Origin of the sequence: Enterobacter sp. 50793107 (assembly GCF_001463365.1) — a bacterium.
Classification (GTDB): Bacteria; Pseudomonadota; Gammaproteobacteria; order Enterobacterales; family Enterobacteriaceae; genus Enterobacter; species Enterobacter cloacae.
This window is the reverse complement of record NZ_LNII01000170.1, coordinates 73,780-92,640: the sequence shown is the minus strand read 5'-3', so window position 1 is coordinate 92,640 and position 18,861 is coordinate 73,780. Positions and strand designations below refer to the sequence as shown.

The following is an 18,861-nucleotide window of genomic DNA, read 5'->3' as shown; positions in this document are numbered from 1 at the left end:
TACCTTGTAGGCCGGGTAAGCGAAGCGCCACCCGGCAAGAAAACGCCACGAGGCCAAAATGATCCACGTAGAAAACGTAAGTAAGACTTTTGTGCTCCACCAGCAAAACGGCGTGCGTCTGCCGGTGCTGCAAAATGCCTCTCTGAAGGTGAACAGCGGCGAATGCGTGGTGCTGCACGGCCACTCCGGCAGCGGAAAATCCACCCTGCTACGCTCCCTGTACGCCAACTATCTGCCGGACGAGGGGCACATTCATATTCGCCACGCCGATGAATGGGTCGACCTGGTTCAGGCCCCCGCGCGTAAGGTGCTGGAAGTTCGCCGCTCGACGATCGGCTGGGTGAGCCAGTTTCTGCGGGTGATCCCGCGGATCTCCGCTCTGGATGTGGTCATGCAGCCGCTGCTGGATCTCGGCGTGCCGCGCGAAACCTGCGCCGCCAAAGCCGCCAGCCTGCTGACGCGCCTCAATGTGCCCGAGCGCCTCTGGCATCTTGCCCCGTCGACCTTTTCCGGCGGCGAACAGCAGCGCGTGAATATCGCTCGCGGGTTTATCGTCGACTACCCGATTTTACTTCTTGATGAACCCACCGCTTCGCTCGACAGCAAAAACAGCGCGGCAGTGGTGGAACTGATCGAACAGGCCAAAGCGCGCGGCGCGGCGATCGTCGGGATCTTCCACGACGAGAGCGTTCGCAACCGCGTGGCGGACAGATTGCACCCGATGGGGACAAACATATGATTATCAATAACGTCAGGCTGGTGCTGGAAGATGAGGTCATCGACGGCTCGATTGAGATCCGCGACGGCGCGATCCGCGCGTATGCCGAAACCCGAAGCCATTTGCCCGAAGCGATGGACGGCGAAGGCGGCTGGCTGCTGCCAGGGCTGATTGAGCTGCACACCGATAATCTGGATAAATTCTTCACCCCACGGCCGAAGGTGGACTGGCCCGCCCATTCGGCGATGAGCAGCCACGACGCGCTGATGGTTGCCAGCGGCATCACCACCGTGCTGGATGCGGTGGCGATTGGTGACGTACGCGACGGCGGCGATCGGCTGGAGAATCTGGAAAAGATGATCAACGCCGTGGAAGAGACGCAAAAGCGCGGTCTTAACCGCGCCGAACATCGCCTGCACCTGCGCTGCGAGTTGCCGCATCACACCACCCTGCCGCTGTTTGAAAAGCTGGTAGACCGCGAGCCAGTGTCGCTGGTCTCGTTGATGGACCACTCGCCGGGGCAGCGCCAGTTCGCCAGCCTCGAAAAATACCGCGAGTATTACCAGGGCAAATATTCTCTAAACGATGTGGAGATGGCGCGCTACGAGGAAGAGCAGCTGGCGCTGGCGGCACAGTGGTCACAGCCGAACCGTGTTTCGATTGCCGCAATGTGCCGGGACCGTAGCATCGCGCTGGCCAGCCATGATGATGCCACGCACGATCATGTCCGCGAATCCCACCAGCTTGGCAGCGTGATCGCTGAATTTCCTACCACATTTGAGGCGGCAGAAGCCTCCCGCGCGCATGGCATGAACGTGCTGATGGGGGCACCGAACATCGTGCGCGGCGGCTCGCATTCCGGCAACGTGGCGGCAAGCAAACTCGCCTCGCTCGGCCTGCTGGATATCCTCTCTTCCGACTACTACCCCGCCAGCCTGCTGGACGCCGCCTTCCGTGTCGCGGATGACGACAGCAACTGCTTCACGCTGTCGCAGGCGATTCGCCTGGTAACGAAGAACCCGGCATCGGCGCTTAATCTTCACGACCGGGGCGAGATAGCCGAAGGAAAACGGGCGGATCTGGTGCTGGCCCACCGTAAGGGCGAGCACATCCATATCGACCACGTCTGGCGTCAGGGAAAAAGGGTGTTCTGATGGGAAGAGTCATCTGGTTAATGGGGCCCTCCGGCTCCGGGAAGGACAGCCTGCTGTCCGCCTTACGGCAGCGGGAACACCCGCAGCTGCTGGTCGCACATCGCTATATTACCCGGGCGGCGAATGCCGGTAGTGAAAACCATATCGCCCTGAGCGAACAGGAATTTTTCACTCGCGCCGGGCAGAATCTGCTGGCGCTCAGCTGGCACGCCAACGGCTACTACTACGGGATCGGTATTGAGATCGACCTGTGGCTACACGCGGGTTTTGACGTGCTGGTCAACGGCTCTCGTGCGCATCTGCCCCAGGCACGCGCCCGGTATGCCTCGGCGCTGCTGCCGGTCTGTCTGCAGGTTTCGCCGGATGTCCTGCGCAGCCGCCTGCAAAGCCGCGGACGCGAAAGCGAAAAAGAGATCGCGCAGCGGCTCGAACGCGCAGCGCGCTATACCCCGGCGGATTGCCACATCCTCAACAACGACGGAAGTTTGCTACAGTCAGTCGATAACGTTTTATCGCTTATCCGTCAGAAGGAGAAACAGCATGCCTGACTGCACGCTTCGCCCCGCCACAGCTGATGATGCGCAAATCGTTTACGCGCTGATCTGCGAGTTAAAACAGGCCGAATTTGATCATCAGGCGTTCCACGCCGGGTATCTGGCCAATCTGCAGGACCACAATATGCGTTATCAGCTGGCAGATCTGAATGGACAGGTAGTGGGTATGATTGGCCTGCATATGCAGTTTCACCTGCACCACGCCAGATGGATCGGCGAAATCCAGGAGCTGGTGGTGATGCCCGAGGCGCGTGGTCTTAAAGTGGGGAGCCAACTGCTGGCATGGGCAGAGGACACCGCGCGGCAGGCTGGCGCGGAGCTGACGGAGCTCTCCACCAGCGTCCGGCGGCTGGACGCCCACCGTTTTTATGTTCGTGAAGGGTATACGCAGAGCCATTTTCGTTTCACCAAACCGTTGTAGAGGTGCACGATGAGTCTGACCATCACGTTAACGGGCACCGGCAGTGCCCAGCTGGTCCCGGTCTTTGGCTGCGATTGCGCGGCATGCCGCCGGGCACGTCTGCAGGAGAATTATCGTCGTCGGCCCTGTAGCGCGGCCGTCAAATTCAATGATGCGGTGACGCTACTGGACGCGGGTATTCCGCACCTGATGGACGACTGGCCAGCCGGCAGCTTTCAGCAGTTTTTGCTGACCCACTACCATATGGATCACGTTCAGGGGCTGTTTCCTCTGCGCTGGGGCGTTGGCGCGACGATCCCCGTTTACGGCCCGCCGGATGAAGCCGGATGTGACGATCTCTTCAAACACCCGGGCATTCTGGATTTCAGCCATACGCTGGAGCCGTTTGTGATGTTTGAGCTGCAGGGCCTGCGGGTGACGCCGCTGCCGCTCAACCACTCGAAGCTCACCTTTGGTTATCTGCTGGAGTCCGCCCACAGCCGCGTGGCGTGGCTCTCTGATACCGCCGGATTGCCGGAGAAAACGGTGAAATTTCTGCTCAACAACCAGCCACAGGCGATGATCATCGACTGTAGCCATGAACCGCGCCCACAGACGCCGCGCAACCATTGCGATTTAAACACCGTGGTGGCACTGAACGAGGTGATTGGCTGCCCGCAGGTGATCCTGACCCATATCAGCCATCAGTTTGACGTGTGGATGATGGATAACCCGCTGCCGGACGGCATCGAAGCGGGATATGACGGCATGGTGTTGGTGCTGGATTAGGTTTTCTCCCTCTCCCGTGGGAGAGGGTTGAGGTAAGGGCAACAGGCCGCACTTAACCGCGATCGTAATCCTCTTCTAACCGCCGCTCATCCTCTTCCAGGCGTCGTCTGTCGTCATCTAACTGGCGCTGACGCTCGTCTAAACGGCGGCGTCTGTCTTCAAGCTGCCGACGGCGGTCGTCATACTGACGGCTATCAATGCGACGGTCATCGTCATAACGATCGTCATCATCGTTGCTGCGGCTGCTGCCGGGGTTATAGGCATCGTTGATCGCCTGCTGAATGTTGCCAATGGCATCATCAATCACATCGGCATGCGCCAGTTGGCTGGAGAGTGACAGCAGACCAAATAACAGAGCGGTAGAGTAACGTTTCATAAGGCCAGACTCGCAGGTGAACTGGCCTTACGGTAATTAACCGCAAACGGGAGAGGTAGCGGAGGAATCTCAAATTCTTTAGCGAGGCGACGCTTCCATTATTTGACGCACTCGCTGTTTATTCTCTGCGACCAGCACAATCCCGGAGCATTTTTGGTCCGGAGAATGACTCCAGATGCGGTCTTCAGGAATACATCCTCCGTCATATATCACCTTGCTGCCATCATAAGGCCAGAATGCTCCCTGCTCTGTGTCGAGTACAAAAACAGCGATTTGGTCGGATTCACGGGCTATTTTCTGCCAGAGCATCTTTCCACCCTCATATTGCTCGAAGTCGCTGATTAAGGTCACGCCGCAATGTAAGACCAACGCTTCATAGAGACGAGTCGCCAGCCCTTTGTCTCGTTCGGCAGGATCGACACAAATGCCTTCTACCTGGACAACGCGAGTATCTTCCCAGCATCGTTCGACTGCGATAATGTCCTTTCCCAGATGGGCTTTATGCTGTAAATCCAGAGCAGCAACAACCCGATGCCGGGGAACGCCATCAAAGGTTTCGATATCTGCTTCAATAATTGCAGCCCGGGGCGTCTGGCTGTCATAAATGACATGTAACACCCGACCGGAGAGTTCAAATTCATCTACGAGCGTAAATGACCTGGCAACCGTATTCGGGCTGTACGTTGTAGGCATCACGATCATTTGTGAGTCCCCTCTTGTGAGTACCGGCATAATTCCCTTTATATCTTAATCCGCTAAATTTTGCGCAGATTAGCATCGCCGACTTTACTCAGGCTCTTGATGAAATCCTAAATTCGCTGTTTAAGCGCTGATTTTCCGCAGCGCCTGCGCCAGCTGTACGCGGGTAAACGGTTTGCGCAGTAGCGCTACATCCGGCAACTGCGGGTTGTGCGTCGGACGTAAATCCTGACCGCTGATCAACAACACCGGCAGTTGCGGGTAGTGGCTGCGCACGTGGTTAATCACCTCCGCCCCGCTCAGGCTGCCCGGCAGCATCAGATCACTGATAAACATGCCGATATCCGGCGAGGCCGCCAGCATGTTCAGTGCCTGCTCACCGCTTTCCGCTTCAAGGGTCAGGTAGCCAAGCTGATGCAGTTGCTCGCACAGGGTCTGACGAACATCGGCCTCATCTTCCAGGACCAGCACCAGCCGTTCGTTTTCAGCGGATGCGGTGGCAGAGTGCGTTTCATCTTCAGGGACGACGGGCAGCGTTGAGCGCGGCAGATGGAGCCGCACGGTGGTGCCTTGTCCCGGCGCGCTTTCAATTTCGACGCGGCCGCCGGACTGACGCACAAAACCGTACACCATCGACAGCCCTAACCCACTGCCACTGCCGGTCTGCTTGGTGGTGAAGAACGGCTCGAACACCCGGGATTTGACCTCCTGCGTCATACCGCTGCCGCGGTCGATCACCTCCAGCGCCACCATATCCTGCCTGCGCCCGTCACTGCGGGTGACGCGCTGATTCCACGTGCGGATCTTAATCACGCCCGTCTGCCCCTCCATCGCGTCGCGGGCGTTCATCACCAGGTTGATAATGGCGTTTTCGAGCTGGCCAACGTCAATCCACGCCGGCCAGGCCGGGGATTGAGCCTCTATCTCCAGGCTCAGGGTGGCGGGCAAGGAGTGGCGCATCAGCTCTCTGAGATTCTCCAGCAGCGGTTTCATCTCTACCGCATGCGGAGTCAGGGATTGCTTGCGGGAAAAAGCCAGCAGACGCTGGGTCAGCAACGCACCGCGCTCGGCGGCATTGAGCGCGCGGGCGATACGTGGGGCATCACTGGAGTCGGGATCGGTCAGCTCCAGGCTACCGATTATCACCGCCAGCAGGTTGTTGAAATCATGTGCCAGCCCGCCCGTCAGTTGACCAACGGCCTTCATCTTCTGGCTGTGCAGCAGCGCCTCCTCCAGTCCCTGACGCTCGATGCGGTCGATCTCCATCTGGGAGGTTTTCTCTTTCAGCAGACGGGTGGTGTGCTCCAGCGAGGCGGTATTGCGGGCAAAGACGTTAAACGCGCGAGCCAGCTCTCCCAGCTCATCACGCCGCTGCAGCGCGGGCACCGAAACGTCCTGCTCGCCGTGGGCAAGACGCGACATCGCCCGGGAGATCGCCGTCAGGTTGGAGCCCAGATTGCGGTAGATATACCAGCAGGCGCAACCGGTGATGATCAGCGCCAGTACGGCGAATATGCTGATAAATACGCTGATGGACCGCAGCTCCTGATGACTCTGGGCCGTACGCAGCCGGGAAGCCTCCGCTACCTGCTCAACGTACTGATTGATATCGCTATTTAATATCGCCACCAGCGCCTTGATGTGGAACATATACCAGCTTATCGCCAGGTCGCTCTCTTCAAGCTGCTTTGACAGCGGGGCAAGCCTGCGTAGCTCGTCGTTGAAATCGGGCAGAACAAGATTCACCACGGGCTGCGTCGCGCGATGGGGCAACGTTGCGGTAACGGCGTCCAGCTGCTGTAGGGTGGCGCGCGGTGAGGGGGTATCGATGGCGGCGAGAATCAGCCTGTCCATTTCCGCAAGCTGCTGCGCATCCGGGATGTTGCTGCCAAACCGACGGTTAATATCCTGCAGATGGCGTAAATAGCTCTGGCTTTGATACAGCGAGCTAAGCAGCGCGTTACGCTGCAGATGGCGCCGCTGTCCGCGCTCCAGCATGCCCGTCACGCTTTGCTGTAACTCATTACTGCGACGAATAATGCGCGCCACCAGCCCCGGCTCCTGCTGCGCTAAGGGCGCATCTGCGAGCTGTTCCAGCGAGTGCCGCAGCGCCATTTGGGTCTGCTTCAGCCTCTCGGCCTCTCCTTTGTATTCCAGCGCCCCCACCACCTGCGAAAGCCGTACCGCCGCGGTTGCCACGCTGGCGGTATCGCGGGCGAGATTCATGCTGCCGGTCATGTCATCCAGCGTCTGCTGTTGTACCTGTTCCTGGATCTGGCTGGCATGCCGAAAACCCAGCACCGCCACACCACTGACCATCAGCGTCACCGCCACCACCAACAGATTAAAGATCAGCAGACGACCGCGGGCGCTGGCGAAGAACGGCGAGCGTGATGGCATGGGATTGGGCTCCTCTGCAAATGGGTGCCCTCACCCTGGCCCTCTCCCACAGGCAGAGGGAAAAGAGAAATGTGACGGCGATTAGCTATTCATAACTATGACAAATATGAACGGCTTCTGACATTTTGCATTTACGCACCTGTGATGAAGTGCAGATATCAACCTTCACAGGAGATCCGCCATGAGCAGAACCCCGGTACTGGAGATGCGCAGCATTGCCAAAACGTTTGGCAACTTCCACGCGCTCAAGGGTGTGGATTTGACGGTCTTTCCCGGTGAGATCCACGCGCTGATGGGTGAAAACGGCGCGGGAAAAAGCACGCTGATGAAGATCCTCGCGGGCGCCTACACCGCGACCAGCGGCGAGATCCTGATTGACGGTCAGCCGTATCACATTAAAGGCCCGAAGGATGCGCTGGCCGCAGGCATTACCCTGATCTATCAGGAGATGCAACTCGCCCCCAACCTGACGGTTGCGGAAAACATCTTTCTTGGCAGCGAACTCTCGCGCGGCGGACTGGTGCAGCGTAAAGAGATGGCCGCTCAGGCTCAGGCGGTCATCGACCGTCTGGGTGCAAACTTCAACGCCACCGACCTGGTGATGAAGCTGACTATCGCTGAACAACAGCAGGTGGAAATCGCCCGCGCGCTGCACCGTAACAGCCGCATTCTGGTGATGGATGAACCCACTGCCGCCCTCTCCTCGCGTGAAACCCATCGTCTGTTTGAGCTGATCCTGCGCCTGCGGGATGAAGGGATGGCGATCATCTATATCAGCCACCGCATGGCGGAAGTGTACGAACTCTCTGACCGGGTCAGCGTCCTGCGTGACGGGCAATACGTCGGTAGCCTGACGCGCGACAAACTGAACGCATCTGAGCTGGTGAAAATGATGGTGGGTCGCCCCTTAAGCGATCTGTTCAACAAAGAGCGCGATATCCCGCTCGGCAGCCCGCGTCTTAACGTGCATCACCTCACCGACGGTAAAAAAGTCCAACCCTGCAGCCTGCAGGTGCGCTCAGGGGAAATCGTCGGCCTGGCGGGGCTGGTCGGTGCCGGTCGCTCCGAACTGGCACAGCTCATCTTTGGCGTACGTAAAGCCACCGGCGGAATGATTGAAGTGGACGGCGAGCCGGTGGTGATCCACTCCCCGCGCGCGGCCATAGAAAACGGGATCGGTTTTCTTACCGAGAACCGCAAGGAGCAGGGGCTGTTCCTGGAGCTGGCGGCGCAGGAGAACATCACCATGGCGACGCTGGAGCGCGACGCCACCTTCGGCATGCTTAACCGCAAAAAAGCGCAGTCCATTTCTGACGATGCCATCGCCCTGCTGAATATCCGCGTGCCTCACGCACAGGTCCGCGCGGGCGGTCTGTCAGGCGGTAATCAGCAGAAATTGCTGATCTCCCGCTGGGTGGCGATTGGTCCGCGTATTCTGATCCTCGACGAACCGACGCGCGGTGTCGATGTCGGCGCAAAAAGCGAAATCTACCGCATCATGAACCAGATGGCGCGCAAGGGCGTGGCGATTTTGATGATCTCCAGCGAACTGCCGGAAGTGGTGGGCATGAGCGACCGCGTCTATGTCATGCGTGAAGGCAGCATCGCCGGGGAGCTCCACGGACACGACATCTCTCAGGAAAACATCATGACGCTGGCAACCGGCGTGAACGACTCACATCATCAGGCGGTGCAACTATGACAACTCCAACCCATCCGCAGCAGGTGGCAAAATCTGCCTCCGCCAAAAAAATGCTGATGAGCGATCTGATGCAAACGGTCGGCATTTTGCCCATTCTCATCCTGATCGTGGCGGTTTTTGGCTTTATCGCCCCTAACTTCTTTACCGAAAGCAACCTGCTCAACATTACCCGCCAGGCGTCGATCAACATCGTGCTGGCGGCAGGGATGACCTTCATCATCCTGACCGGGGGGATTGACCTCTCCGTCGGGTCTATTCTGGGTACCACGGCTGTCGCCGCGATGGTGGTGTCGTTAATACCGGAATTCGCCGGGCTCTCTATTCCCGCCGCGCTGATGCTCGGCCTGGTGCTGGGGCTGTTCAACGGCGCGCTGGTGGCCTTTGCCGGACTGCCACCGTTTATTGTCACCCTCGGCACCTACACGGCTCTGCGGGGCGCAGCGTACCTGTTGGCCGATGGCACGACGGTGATTAACTCGAACATCAATTTTGAGTGGATAGGCAATAACTATCTTGGCCCCGTGCCGTGGCTGGTGGTGATTGCCCTGGCGGTGATTGTGGTGTGCTGGTTTATCCTGCGTCGCACTACGCTTGGCGTTCACATCTATGCGGTAGGCGGCAACATGCAGGCGGCACGCTTAACGGGCATCAAAGTCTGGCTGGTGTTGCTGTTTGTGTATGGCATGAGCGGCCTGCTCTCCGGGTTAGGCGGTGTGATGAGCGCGTCGCGCCTCTACAGCGCCAACGGAAACCTGGGCATGGGTTACGAGCTGGATGCGATTGCGGCGGTGATCCTCGGCGGCACCAGCTTCGTTGGCGGGATCGGCACGATCACCGGCACGCTGGTGGGGGCGCTGATTATCGCCACCCTCAACAACGGCATGACGCTGATGGGCGTCTCCTACTTCTGGCAACTGGTGATCAAAGGGGCGGTGATCATCATTGCGGTGCTGATCGACAAATACCGTACCCGACACCATCAAAGTGCATAACAACAATACCCTACGTGAGGAAGAGAGCATGAGATTGAAGCCCTTAGTGACCGCGCTCTGTGCTGGCGCGCTGCTTGCCGCAACACCGTTTGCGCAGGCGAAAGATCTGCAGTCCATCGGCGTAACGGTGGGTGACCTGGCCAACCCGTTCTTCGTGCAGATCACCAAAGGTGCCGAGCTGGAGGCGCGCAAGCTGGCGGGGGATAACGTCAAAGTGACGCTGGTCTCCAGCGGGTACGATCTGGGCCAGCAGGTGGCGCAGATCGACAACTTTATTGCCGCCAAAGTGGACATGATCATCCTCAACGCCGCAGATTCTAAAGGGATCGGCCCGGCGGTGAAACGCGCGAAAGAGGCCGGGATCGTGGTGGTCGCGGTTGACGTGGCGGCAGAAGGTGCAGACGCGACGATCACCTCCGATAACACCCAGGCGGGCGAAATGGCCTGTAAGTACATCACCGACCGCCTGAACGGCAAAGGCAATGTAGTGATCATCAACGGACCGCCGGTCTCTGCCGTCCAGAACCGTGTGGAAGGTTGCCAGACAGAGTTCAAAAAACACCCGGATATCAAAGTGCTCTCCGATAACCAGAACGCCAAGGGCAGCCGCGAAGGGGGTCTGGAAGTCATGACCTCGCTGCTGGCGGCCAATCCGAAGATCGATGGCGTCTTCGCGATTAACGATCCGACCGCGATCGGTGCCGATCTGGCGGCGAAACAAGCGCAACGCAACGAGTTCTTTATCGTTGGTGTGGACGGTAGCCCGGACGGCGAAGAAGCCCTGAAGCGGGAAAACTCCCTGTTTGTGGCGACGCCGGCACAAGATCCGCAGGTCATGGCGGCAAAAGCGGTTGAGATCGGCTATGACATTCTACAGGGCAAACCGGCACCGAAAGAGCCTGTGCTGATCCCGGTGACGATGATCGATAAAAAGAACGTCGGCACGTATAAGGGGTGGACGGTTAAGTAACAATTGCGCGGCCCGATGCCCTCACCCTAACCCTCTCCCACAGGGAGAGGGGACTGGGCCGACAAAAAACACAAGGAGTCTCCATGAAACGCTCCGAAATCAACGAAATCCTCGGCCACACGCGGCAGTTTTTCTCCATGCACGACGTGCATCTCCCCCCTTTTGCCAGCTTCCCACCCACAAAATGGCAACAGCTCGATCAGGCCGCCTGGCAGGAAGTGTTTGATCTTAAGCTCGGTTGGGACGTAACAGCCTTTGGCGGCAGCAGCTTTGCCGCGCAGGGGCTCACGCTGTTTACCCTGCGCAACGGCTCACCAAACGGCACGCCGTATGAAAAATGCTACGCCGAAAAAATCATGCACGTACGCGACGGTCAGCTCACGCCCATGCATTTTCACTGGCGCAAACGGGAGGACATCATCAACCGCGGCGGTGGAAATCTCATTATTGAGTTATGGAATGCCGGTGCACAGGCAGAGACCGAAAACACGGACGTCACCGTCACAATAGACGGTTGCCAGCAGACCCACGCCCCCGGCAGCCAGCTGCGCCTTACACCAGGGGAGAGCATCTGTCTGACGCCCGGCCTGTACCACAGTTTCTGGGGTGAACGCGGTTTTGGCGACGTGCTGGTGGGCGAAGTGTCATCGGTCAATGACGATGAACACGACAACCACTTTTTGCAGCCCGTTGCCCGCTATAACAACATCGAAGAAGACGAACCGGCGGTGCTTGTGCTGTGCAACGAGTACAACCTGTTTCGGATATAAGGGGTAAATGATGCCATTGATTTCTCTTGCCGACGGTCTTGCGCGCGCCAGGCAACATCGTTACGCGCTGGGCGCGTTCAACGTTCTCGACACCCACTTCCTGCGCGCCCTGTTTGCCGCGGCGAAGCAGGAGCGCTCGCCTTTTATCATCAACATCGCCGAAGTGCATTTTAAATATGTGTCGCTGGAGTCGCTTGTCGAAGCGATTAAGTTCGAAGCCGCCCGCCACGCGATCCCCGTGGTACTCAACCTCGACCACGGCCTGCACTTTGACGCCGTGGTGCGCGCCCTGCGCTTAGGGTTCAGCTCCGTGATGTTCGATGGCTCGACACTGAGCTACGAGGAGAATATTCGTCAGACGCGTGAAGTGGTGAAGATGTGTCACGCGGTGGGCGTGTCGGTGGAGGCAGAGTTAGGTGCCGTCGGTGGCGATGAAGGCGGAGCGCTCTACGGCCATGCGGATGAAGCGTACTATACCGACCCGCAGCTGGCACGGGAATTTGTCGATTCAACCGGCATTGACGCGCTGGCCGTCGCCATTGGCAACGCGCACGGCAAGTATAAAGGCGAGCCAAAGCTCGATTTCCCCCGTCTGGACGCCATTCGCCAGCAGACCGGCCTGCCACTGGTGCTGCACGGCGGCTCCGGGATCAGCGATGCTGATTTTCGTCGCGCCATTGAACTTGGTATTCATAAAATCAACTTCTATACCGGCATGTCCCAGGCCGCGCTTTCCGCCGTTGAGCAGCGTATGGCCAACCGCCAGCCGCTGTACGATGAGTTTGCCGAGCTGCTGCTGGGCATAGAAGAGGCGATTACCGATACGGTCGCCGAACAGATGCGCATCTTTGGCAGCGCGGGGCAGGCATAATGGAACGCAAAGGGATCATCGCCGCGGGCAATATGCTGGTGGATCACGTTCACCAGATCGTGCAATGGCCGGAACGCGGCTGGCTGGCAGAAATTACCCACAGCGAGCGTTCCACCGGCGGCGCGCCGCTTAACGTCCTGCTGACGCTGGCGAAAATGCACGTCGGCCTGCCGCTGCAGGCGGTGGGGCTGATTGGCGAAGACAGCGACGGGGACTACATTCTGGCAATGCTCGACCAGTATCACGTCAATCGGCAGCGCGTACAGCGCACCACCTTTGCGCCAACCTCCATGTCGCAGGTGATGACCGACCCCAGCGGACAGCGCACCTTTTTCCACTCTCCCGGGGCCAACCGCCTGCTGGATCTCCCCGCGTTTGACCGTCTCGACGGCACAATGAAAATCTTCCACCTCGGCTACCTGCTGCTGCTCGACAGTCTGGATATGCCAGATGACGAATACGGCACCCGCAGCGCACGGCTGCTGGCGCAGATGCGCGAACAGGGGTATGAAACCTCGCTCGATCTGGTCTCCCGTAAGGGCGATCCGCGCTATCAGCCGCTGGTCCTCCCTGCCCTGCGTCATCTCGATTATCTGGTCATTAACGAACTGGAAGCCGGAGAATTTAGCGGCCTTGAGATGCGCGACGGCAACGACGCACCGCACGTTGCCCACATCGCTGAAGCCGCCTCGCAGCTGCTGGCGGCAGGCGTCCGGCAGCGGGTGGTGATCCACTGCCCGGAAGGTGCCTGGGGAGAAGCCGCAAACGAAGAAGGACGCTGGATCCCCTCATGGAGGCTGACTCAGGAGGAGATTATTGGCAGCGTCGGCGCGGGCGACGCCTTTTGTGCCGGTTTCTTATATGGCTGTCATGAATCGCTGCCGCTGGCAGAGAGTATTTACCTGGCGCATGCCTGCGCCCGGGCAAGCCTGCTGGCCGCGAATGCCATTGATGGAGCAAAAACGCTGGAGGAATTGACGCGCTTTATACAGGAGAGCAGCGCCTAAATTAACAAAAATTGCGATTTTTGATTACAGTTCTATGAATTTTGCATAGCCGAACTACACTCTCTGCGTCTGGCACATTCGGCGTGGGCAACATATTGCCCACACGCTTTTCCGAAATGAGAGATACAGAGGACAAGGAAAAATGTTCGCAGCAATTATCATCGCTATATTTATTATCAGTGTTATTTATGCGCATTCGCGCGGCAAAGAAAAACAGACGCTTTCCCGTCAACTTTTCGACCACTCCACCTTTATGGCGCCTATCAATATGTTTATGACGGCGTTCTCTTCGCTGCCCGCCAGACAGCCCTTTTTTGAAACCGAGCGCTTTCCGGAATTAAATAAACTGACGGAAAACTGGGAGGTCATTCGCGAAGAGGCGCTGCGTTTGCAGGATCATATTAAGGCGGCACAAAATCATAACGATGCCGGTTTTAACACCTTCTTTAAACGCGGCTGGAAACGGTTTTATCTCAAATGGTATGCCGATGCGCATCCCTCGGCTCAGACCCTGTGCCCCGTTACGACACAACTGGTGAGTGAGATCCCATCCGTGAAAGCGGCAATGTTTGCCGAACTCCCGGCGGGCGCGAAGCTCGGCAAGCATCGCGATCCTTACGCCGGCTCGGTTCGTTACCATTTAGGCCTGGTCACGCCAAATGACGATCGCTGCTTTATAGAGGTTGACCAGCAGCGCCACAGCTGGCGTGACGGTGAGGCTGTCATCTTTGATGAAACTTACGTGCACTGGGCGGAGAATAAATCGGATCACACGCGGATTATTCTCTTCTGCGATATCGAACGTCCGATGAAATGGCGCTGGGCGCAGGCGGTTAACCACTGGGTCGGGACAACGCTGATGTCAGCGGCCAGCTCCCCCAATGACGATAACGACCGCACCGGGGGAATCAACCGTATCTTCAAATATGTGCACGCCGGGCGAGAACGCGGTCAGCGTCTGAAGAAGCGTAATCGGAAGCTCTATTACGCACTGAAGTACCTGGTCATCACGGCGATTTTCGCCGCGCTTATTGTCGCTGCCATAACATAAGCACTTACGCCGCCCTATCGGGATGACAGACATCGGCGGCAAAGACGTAGCCCAGCCCGCGGATCGTTTTGATTAATGCGGGCTGGTGCGGATTGGCTTCGATTTTTCGGCGCAGGCGCATGATCAACACGTCGATGGTGCGGTCAAACACATCGGCACTTTCGCTGTGGGTCAGCTCAAGCAGCTGCTCGCGGCTCAGTACCCGGCGGGCATTCTGGGTAAGCGCCAGCAGCAGGCCGTATTCACCCTGGGTCAACGGTACGGGGTTACGCTGCGGATCGATCAGTTCGCAGCGGGTGGTATCCAGCGTCCAGCCATTAAAAGCAATGCCCGCCACTCGTGGCGCGGGCGTGTCGGCCGCCAGCGCTCCGGTACGCCTGAGCACGGCTTTAACCCGGGCGACCACCACACGCGGATTAAACGGTTTGCCAATGTAGTCGTCGGCACCCATCTCCAGCCCTACCACCACGTCAGACTCACTCCCCAGCCCGGTAAGCATCACTACCGGCAGATCCGGGCGTTGCTTTTGCAACTGCAGCAGGACCTGCAGGCCGTTGATATCCGGCAGCATCATGTCCAGCAGGACCAGGGCAATTCCCGGTTCCTGATGAACCCGGTTCAGTGCGTCCTGTCCGTTATGGCAGACGAGCACCGTAAAGACGTGCTCGCTGAGCACATCCTGCAGCAGCTCGCACACTGCCGTATCGTCATCAACCACCAGAATCGCCGGTTTCATCGCATGCTTCCGTCAGGGGATTATGTTAAGTCTGAACTATTCTGCCGTCGGCTCCAGCCAAATGGATTTTTACGTGACGGAATTACAACCCATGTCACATCCGCTGCCTTTTCGACACGTCAATTTTGACGATTGCCTGCTTTTCGTCAGGGTTTTGCCAGGAGAACGCCCGTAAAGTCGAGTGATAACCACACTAAAAACATGGCATAAAAGCTGCATTATGGCTGCGAAATGATTAACTGGAGCAGACTGATGAAAAAAGTCGTCACGGTTTGCCCTTATTGTGCCTCAGGTTGCAAGATCCACCTGGTGGTCGATAACGGCAAAATCGTCCGGGCGGAGGCCGCACAGGGGAAAACCAACCAGGGCACGCTGTGCCTGAAAGGGTACTACGGATGGGATTTTATTAACGATACCCAAATTCTCACCCCGCGCCTGAAAACCCCCATGATCCGCCGTGAACGCGGTGGCAAGCTGGAAGCCGTCTCGTGGAACGAGGCGCTGGACTACGTCGCCACCCGCCTGAGCGCCATTAAGGCTAAATATGGCCCGGATGCGATCCAGACCACCGGGTCATCGCGCGGGACGGGTAACGAAACCAACTATGTAATGCAAAAATTCGCGCGCGCCGTTATTGGAACCAATAACGTCGACTGCTGCGCTCGCGTCTGACACGGCCCATCGGTTGCAGGTCTGCACCAGTCGGTCGGAAACGGCGCAATGAGTAATGCAATTAACGAGATAGACAACACCGATCTCGTCTTTATCTTCGGCTATAACCCGGCGGATTCTCACCCGATTGTCGCGAACCACGTTATTCGCGCCAAACAGAACGGGGCGAAAATCATCGTCTGCGATCCGCGCAAAATCGAAACGGCTCGTATTGCAGATATGCACATCGCGTTGAAAAACGGCTCGAACATCGCGCTGTTGAACGCCATGGGGCACGTCATTATTGAGGAGAACCTCTACGACCAGGCGTTTGTCGCCACCCGTACGGAAGGTTTTGAAGAGTATCGGAAAATTGTCGAAGGCTATACGCCAGAATCTGTCGAAGCGATCACCGGCGTCAGCGCGCAGGAGATCCGTCAGGCAGCAAGGATGTACGCCGGAGCGAAAACCGCCGCCATTCTGTGGGGCATGGGCGTGACCCAATTCTATCAGGGCGTGGAAACCGTGCGTTCCCTGACCAGCCTCGCCATGCTGACCGGCAACCTTGGCAAAGCACACGTCGGGGTGAACCCGGTACGCGGTCAGAACAACGTGCAGGGTGCCTGCGATATGGGTGCGCTGCCGGACACCTATCCGGGCTATCAGTACGTGAAGTTCCCGGAAAACCGCGCGAAGTTTGCCAAAGCGTGGGGCGTGGAAAGTTTGCCGGAGCACACCGGGTATCGCATCAGCGAGCTGCCGCACCGGGCGGCACATGGTGAAGTGCGGGCGGCTTACATCATGGGCGAAGATCCTCTCCAGACCGACGCCGAGCTCTCTGCAGTGCGTAAAGGGTTTGAGGATCTGGAGCTGGTGATTGTTCAGGACATCTTTATGACCAAAACCGCGGCAGCGGCGGATGTGATTTTACCGTCAACGTCCTGGGGCGAGCATGAAGGGGTTTACACGGCGGCAGACCGTGGCTTCCAGCGCTTCTTTAAAGCGGTGGAGCCGAAGTGGGATCTGAAAACCGACTGGCAAATCATCAGCGAAATTGCCACCCGCATGGGTTATCCGATGCACTACAACAACACTCAGGAGATCTGGGACGAGTTGCGGCATCTGTGTCCGGACTTCTACGGTGCAACCTATGAAAAAATGGGTGAACTGGGGTATATCCAGTGGCCGTGCCGGGATGAGTCTGAGGCCGACCAGGGCACGTCGTATCTCTTTAAAGAGAAATTCGACACCCCGAATGGGCTGGCACAGTTCTTCACCTGCGACTGGGTTGCCCCCATTGATAAACTCACTGATGAGTATCCAATGGTGCTTTCCACCGTGCGTGAAGTGGGCCACTACTCCTGCCGTTCGATGACCGGCAACTGCGCGGCGCTGGCAGCGCTGGCGGATGAGCCAGGTTATGCGCAGATCAACACCGCTGACGCTGAACGTCTTGGCATTGAAGACGAAGCGCTGGTATGGGTGAACTCGCGTAAAGGTAGGATCATTACCCGTGCGCAGGTCAGCGATCGTCCCAACAAAGGGGCGGTGTACATGACCTACCAGTGGTGGATAGGCGCCTGTAACGAACTGGTGACGGAGAACTTAAGCCCGATAACCAAAACGCCGGAGTATAAGTACTGCGCCGTACGCGTGGAGCCGATTGCGGATCAGCACGCTGCGGAACAGTATGTGATCGACGAATATAACAAGCTGAAAGCCCGCTTGCGCGAAAGTGCGATGGGATAATGATGTTATTTAATCGATGAATAAAGGGAGTGAAATATTCACTCCCTTTTTATTTCCGCTTAACTCATTAAAAATATCAATTATTAATCTTGTAAGCTGCTCGCAGAAATAATGTAAATTGCACGAAAAAGAATTACATCTTTGCATTTTGATTCAGATGGATAAGATGTGCGGCGGGTGCTTAAGACTTTCTGTCTTGAGCATTGTTGAGGGACAGAAAGTGGAAAGCCCCGGGAAATATTCATTTACCCGAGGCTACCCCTCAACAACCTACAGGTTGAGAGTAGCCTCTTATTCTTTTTTTGACAAGGAGTAAAAGGCATGACGCCATTAAAAACTGCGTTAGGCATTGTCTTTATTATCTGCCTGACGATAGTGATCTTTACCTTTATTACTCGCGGAAAGTTATGCGAACTGACAATAAAGAGTGAACATCAGGAGGTGGCGGCGAAATTAGCCTGCGTTGCAGGCTAACCTCTGCGGGCGGAACGACAGTTCCGCCCGGCTTGCAGGATGCTGAGGTCTTAACGCACCCTTTTTTTTATTCTATGGCCGCGATTATACTGCGCGGCGTGTACCCAGATGATAAGAATCCATGAAACCATTTTTACTGTTGTTATTAATTTTTACGTCGTTCGTCCATGCCGATGAGATTGGCAGCCAGTACAAAGCACAGGCGGAGGCGGGCGATGCACGCGCTCAGTATTATCTCGCCGACACCTGGTTCAGCTCCGGCGACAGCAAGCAGGCGGCGATGTGGGCAGAGAAAGCGGCAAAAGGGGGCGACATCGATGCCATGGCCCTGTTGTCTCAGATCCACTTTACTCAGGGCGATTACGCTCAGGCTAAAGCGCTGGCACAGCAGGCCACGATTGCGGGCAGCAAGCGTGGCGCCATTATGCTGGCACGCGTTCTGGTGAATACCCAGGGTGGCAAAACAGACTACCCGCAGGCCATCAAACTGCTGCAGACGGCCACCGAAGATATCGACAACGACTCTGCGGTAGATGCGCAAATGCTGCTGGGTCTGATTTATGCCAACGGTGTAGAAGTGGCCCAGGACGATGCTCTGGCGGCATCGTGGTTTAAGCGCAGCTCGTCTCTGTCACGCACTGGCTATGCCGAATACTGGGCAGGGATGCTGTTCCAGCAGGGCGAGAAAGGCTTTATCACGCCCAATAAACAGAAGGCGCTCTACTGGTTGAACCTGAGCTGTACGGAAGGGTTTGATACGGGATGTGAAGAGTTTGATGCGTTGAGCGGAGAATAAAG

At 57.4% G+C, this 18,861-nt stretch carries 19 protein-coding genes; 15 read left to right on the top strand and 4 right to left on the bottom strand.

Annotated features, from left to right (window positions below):
* Positions 1–58: 58 nt before the first annotated feature.
* The 5 genes from phnL to phnP are packed head-to-tail and all read left to right on the top strand — an operon-like array spanning position 59 to position 3,615.
* Positions 59–739: a phosphonate C-P lyase system protein PhnL gene (phnL, locus tag APU11_RS24965; protein ID WP_058650696.1), complete on the top strand. Its 681-nt coding sequence runs from the start codon at positions 59–61 to the stop codon at positions 737–739.
* Positions 736–1,872, top strand: coding sequence for an alpha-D-ribose 1-methylphosphonate 5-triphosphate diphosphatase (gene phnM, locus APU11_RS24960; RefSeq protein WP_023621468.1), 1,137 nt, complete (start codon positions 736–738; stop codon positions 1,870–1,872). Before phnL ends, phnM begins: the two co-directional genes overlap by 4 nt.
* On the top strand, positions 1,869–2,420 hold the full coding sequence (phnN, locus tag APU11_RS24955; protein ID WP_086528220.1) for a ribose 1,5-bisphosphokinase: 552 nt from the start codon (positions 1,869–1,871) through the stop codon (positions 2,418–2,420). Before phnM ends, phnN begins: the two co-directional genes overlap by 4 nt.
* On the top strand, positions 2,413–2,847 hold the full coding sequence (gene phnO / locus APU11_RS24950) for an aminoalkylphosphonate N-acetyltransferase (RefSeq protein WP_048970948.1): 435 nt from the start codon (positions 2,413–2,415) through the stop codon (positions 2,845–2,847). The genes phnN and phnO overlap by 8 nt, the downstream gene beginning before the upstream one ends.
* A 9-nt stretch (positions 2,848–2,856) precedes the next feature.
* Positions 2,857–3,615, top strand: coding sequence for a phosphonate metabolism protein PhnP (phnP, locus tag APU11_RS24945; protein WP_020684564.1), 759 nt, complete (start codon positions 2,857–2,859; stop codon positions 3,613–3,615).
* 52 nt (positions 3,616–3,667) lie between these two features.
* Here the strand turns inward: phnP and yjdP are convergent, their stop codons facing one another.
* From yjdP to APU11_RS24930, 3 genes are all read right to left on the bottom strand, one after another.
* Positions 3,668–3,991, bottom strand: a complete 324-nt coding sequence (gene yjdP, locus APU11_RS24940; protein ID WP_013095099.1) for a DDRRRQL repeat protein YjdP — start codon at positions 3,989–3,991, stop codon at positions 3,668–3,670.
* A 78-nt stretch (positions 3,992–4,069) separates the two neighbouring features.
* A complete protein-coding gene (locus APU11_RS24935; protein ID WP_013095098.1) occupies positions 4,070–4,693 on the bottom strand; it encodes a GNAT family N-acetyltransferase in 624 nt (207 codons plus the stop codon).
* A 120-nt stretch (positions 4,694–4,813) separates the two neighbouring features.
* Entirely contained in the window at positions 4,814–7,090 is a 2,277-nt protein-coding gene (locus APU11_RS24930) for a hybrid sensor histidine kinase/response regulator (RefSeq protein WP_058650695.1), read from the bottom strand.
* 181 nt (positions 7,091–7,271) lie between these two features.
* Here APU11_RS24930 and APU11_RS24925 point away from each other — a divergent pair, with 181 nt between their 5' ends.
* The 7 genes from APU11_RS24925 (at position 7,272) to lpxO (ending at position 14,453) form a co-directional block, all read left to right on the top strand.
* Complete coding sequence (locus APU11_RS24925; protein WP_013095096.1) at positions 7,272–8,792, top strand: sugar ABC transporter ATP-binding protein; 1,521 nt, start codon at positions 7,272–7,274, stop codon at positions 8,790–8,792.
* Positions 8,789–9,784, top strand: coding sequence for a ribose ABC transporter permease (locus APU11_RS24920; RefSeq protein WP_013095095.1), 996 nt, complete (start codon positions 8,789–8,791; stop codon positions 9,782–9,784). Before APU11_RS24925 ends, APU11_RS24920 begins: the two co-directional genes overlap by 4 nt.
* 28 nt (positions 9,785–9,812) lie before the next feature.
* Complete coding sequence (locus APU11_RS24915; protein ID WP_058650694.1) at positions 9,813–10,754, top strand: ABC transporter substrate-binding protein; 942 nt, start codon at positions 9,813–9,815, stop codon at positions 10,752–10,754.
* A gap of 83 nt (positions 10,755–10,837) precedes the next feature.
* Positions 10,838–11,524, top strand: coding sequence for a D-lyxose/D-mannose family sugar isomerase (locus APU11_RS24910; protein ID WP_020684559.1), 687 nt, complete (start codon positions 10,838–10,840; stop codon positions 11,522–11,524).
* A 10-nt stretch (positions 11,525–11,534) separates the two neighbouring features.
* On the top strand, positions 11,535–12,395 hold the full coding sequence (locus APU11_RS24905; protein WP_058650693.1) for a ketose 1,6-bisphosphate aldolase: 861 nt from the start codon (positions 11,535–11,537) through the stop codon (positions 12,393–12,395).
* A complete protein-coding gene (locus APU11_RS24900) occupies positions 12,392–13,402 on the top strand; it encodes a carbohydrate kinase family protein (RefSeq protein WP_096897056.1) in 1,011 nt (336 codons plus the stop codon). The genes APU11_RS24905 and APU11_RS24900 overlap by 4 nt, the downstream gene beginning before the upstream one ends.
* 142 nt (positions 13,403–13,544) lie before the next feature.
* On the top strand, positions 13,545–14,453 hold the full coding sequence (gene lpxO / locus APU11_RS24895) for a lipid A hydroxylase LpxO (RefSeq protein ID WP_023622256.1): 909 nt from the start codon (positions 13,545–13,547) through the stop codon (positions 14,451–14,453).
* Between the two features lie 4 nt (positions 14,454–14,457).
* Here the strand turns inward: lpxO and APU11_RS24890 are convergent, their stop codons facing one another.
* The gene (locus tag APU11_RS24890) at positions 14,458–15,189 is read right to left on the bottom strand and encodes a response regulator transcription factor (protein ID WP_013095088.1); all 732 of its coding nucleotides are present in this window, start codon (positions 15,187–15,189) and stop codon (positions 14,458–14,460) included.
* A 252-nt stretch (positions 15,190–15,441) separates the two neighbouring features.
* Here APU11_RS24890 and fdhF point away from each other — a divergent pair, with 252 nt between their 5' ends.
* The 3 genes from fdhF (at position 15,442) to APU11_RS24870 (ending at position 18,859) form a co-directional block, all read left to right on the top strand.
* On the top strand, positions 15,442–17,589 hold the full coding sequence (gene fdhF / locus APU11_RS24880) for a formate dehydrogenase subunit alpha (RefSeq protein WP_077681898.1): 2,148 nt from the start codon (positions 15,442–15,444) through the stop codon (positions 17,587–17,589).
* A 321-nt stretch (positions 17,590–17,910) separates the two neighbouring features.
* Positions 17,911–18,063 (top strand): Hok/Gef family protein, encoded by a 153-nt coding sequence (locus APU11_RS24875; protein ID WP_013095084.1) that lies wholly within the window; start codon positions 17,911–17,913, stop codon positions 18,061–18,063.
* A gap of 121 nt (positions 18,064–18,184) precedes the next feature.
* Positions 18,185–18,859 carry a tetratricopeptide repeat protein gene (locus tag APU11_RS24870; protein ID WP_029883707.1) on the top strand — a complete coding sequence of 225 codons (675 nt, stop codon included), beginning with the start codon at positions 18,185–18,187 and terminating at the stop codon, positions 18,857–18,859.
* Positions 18,860–18,861: the final 2 nt, after the last annotated feature.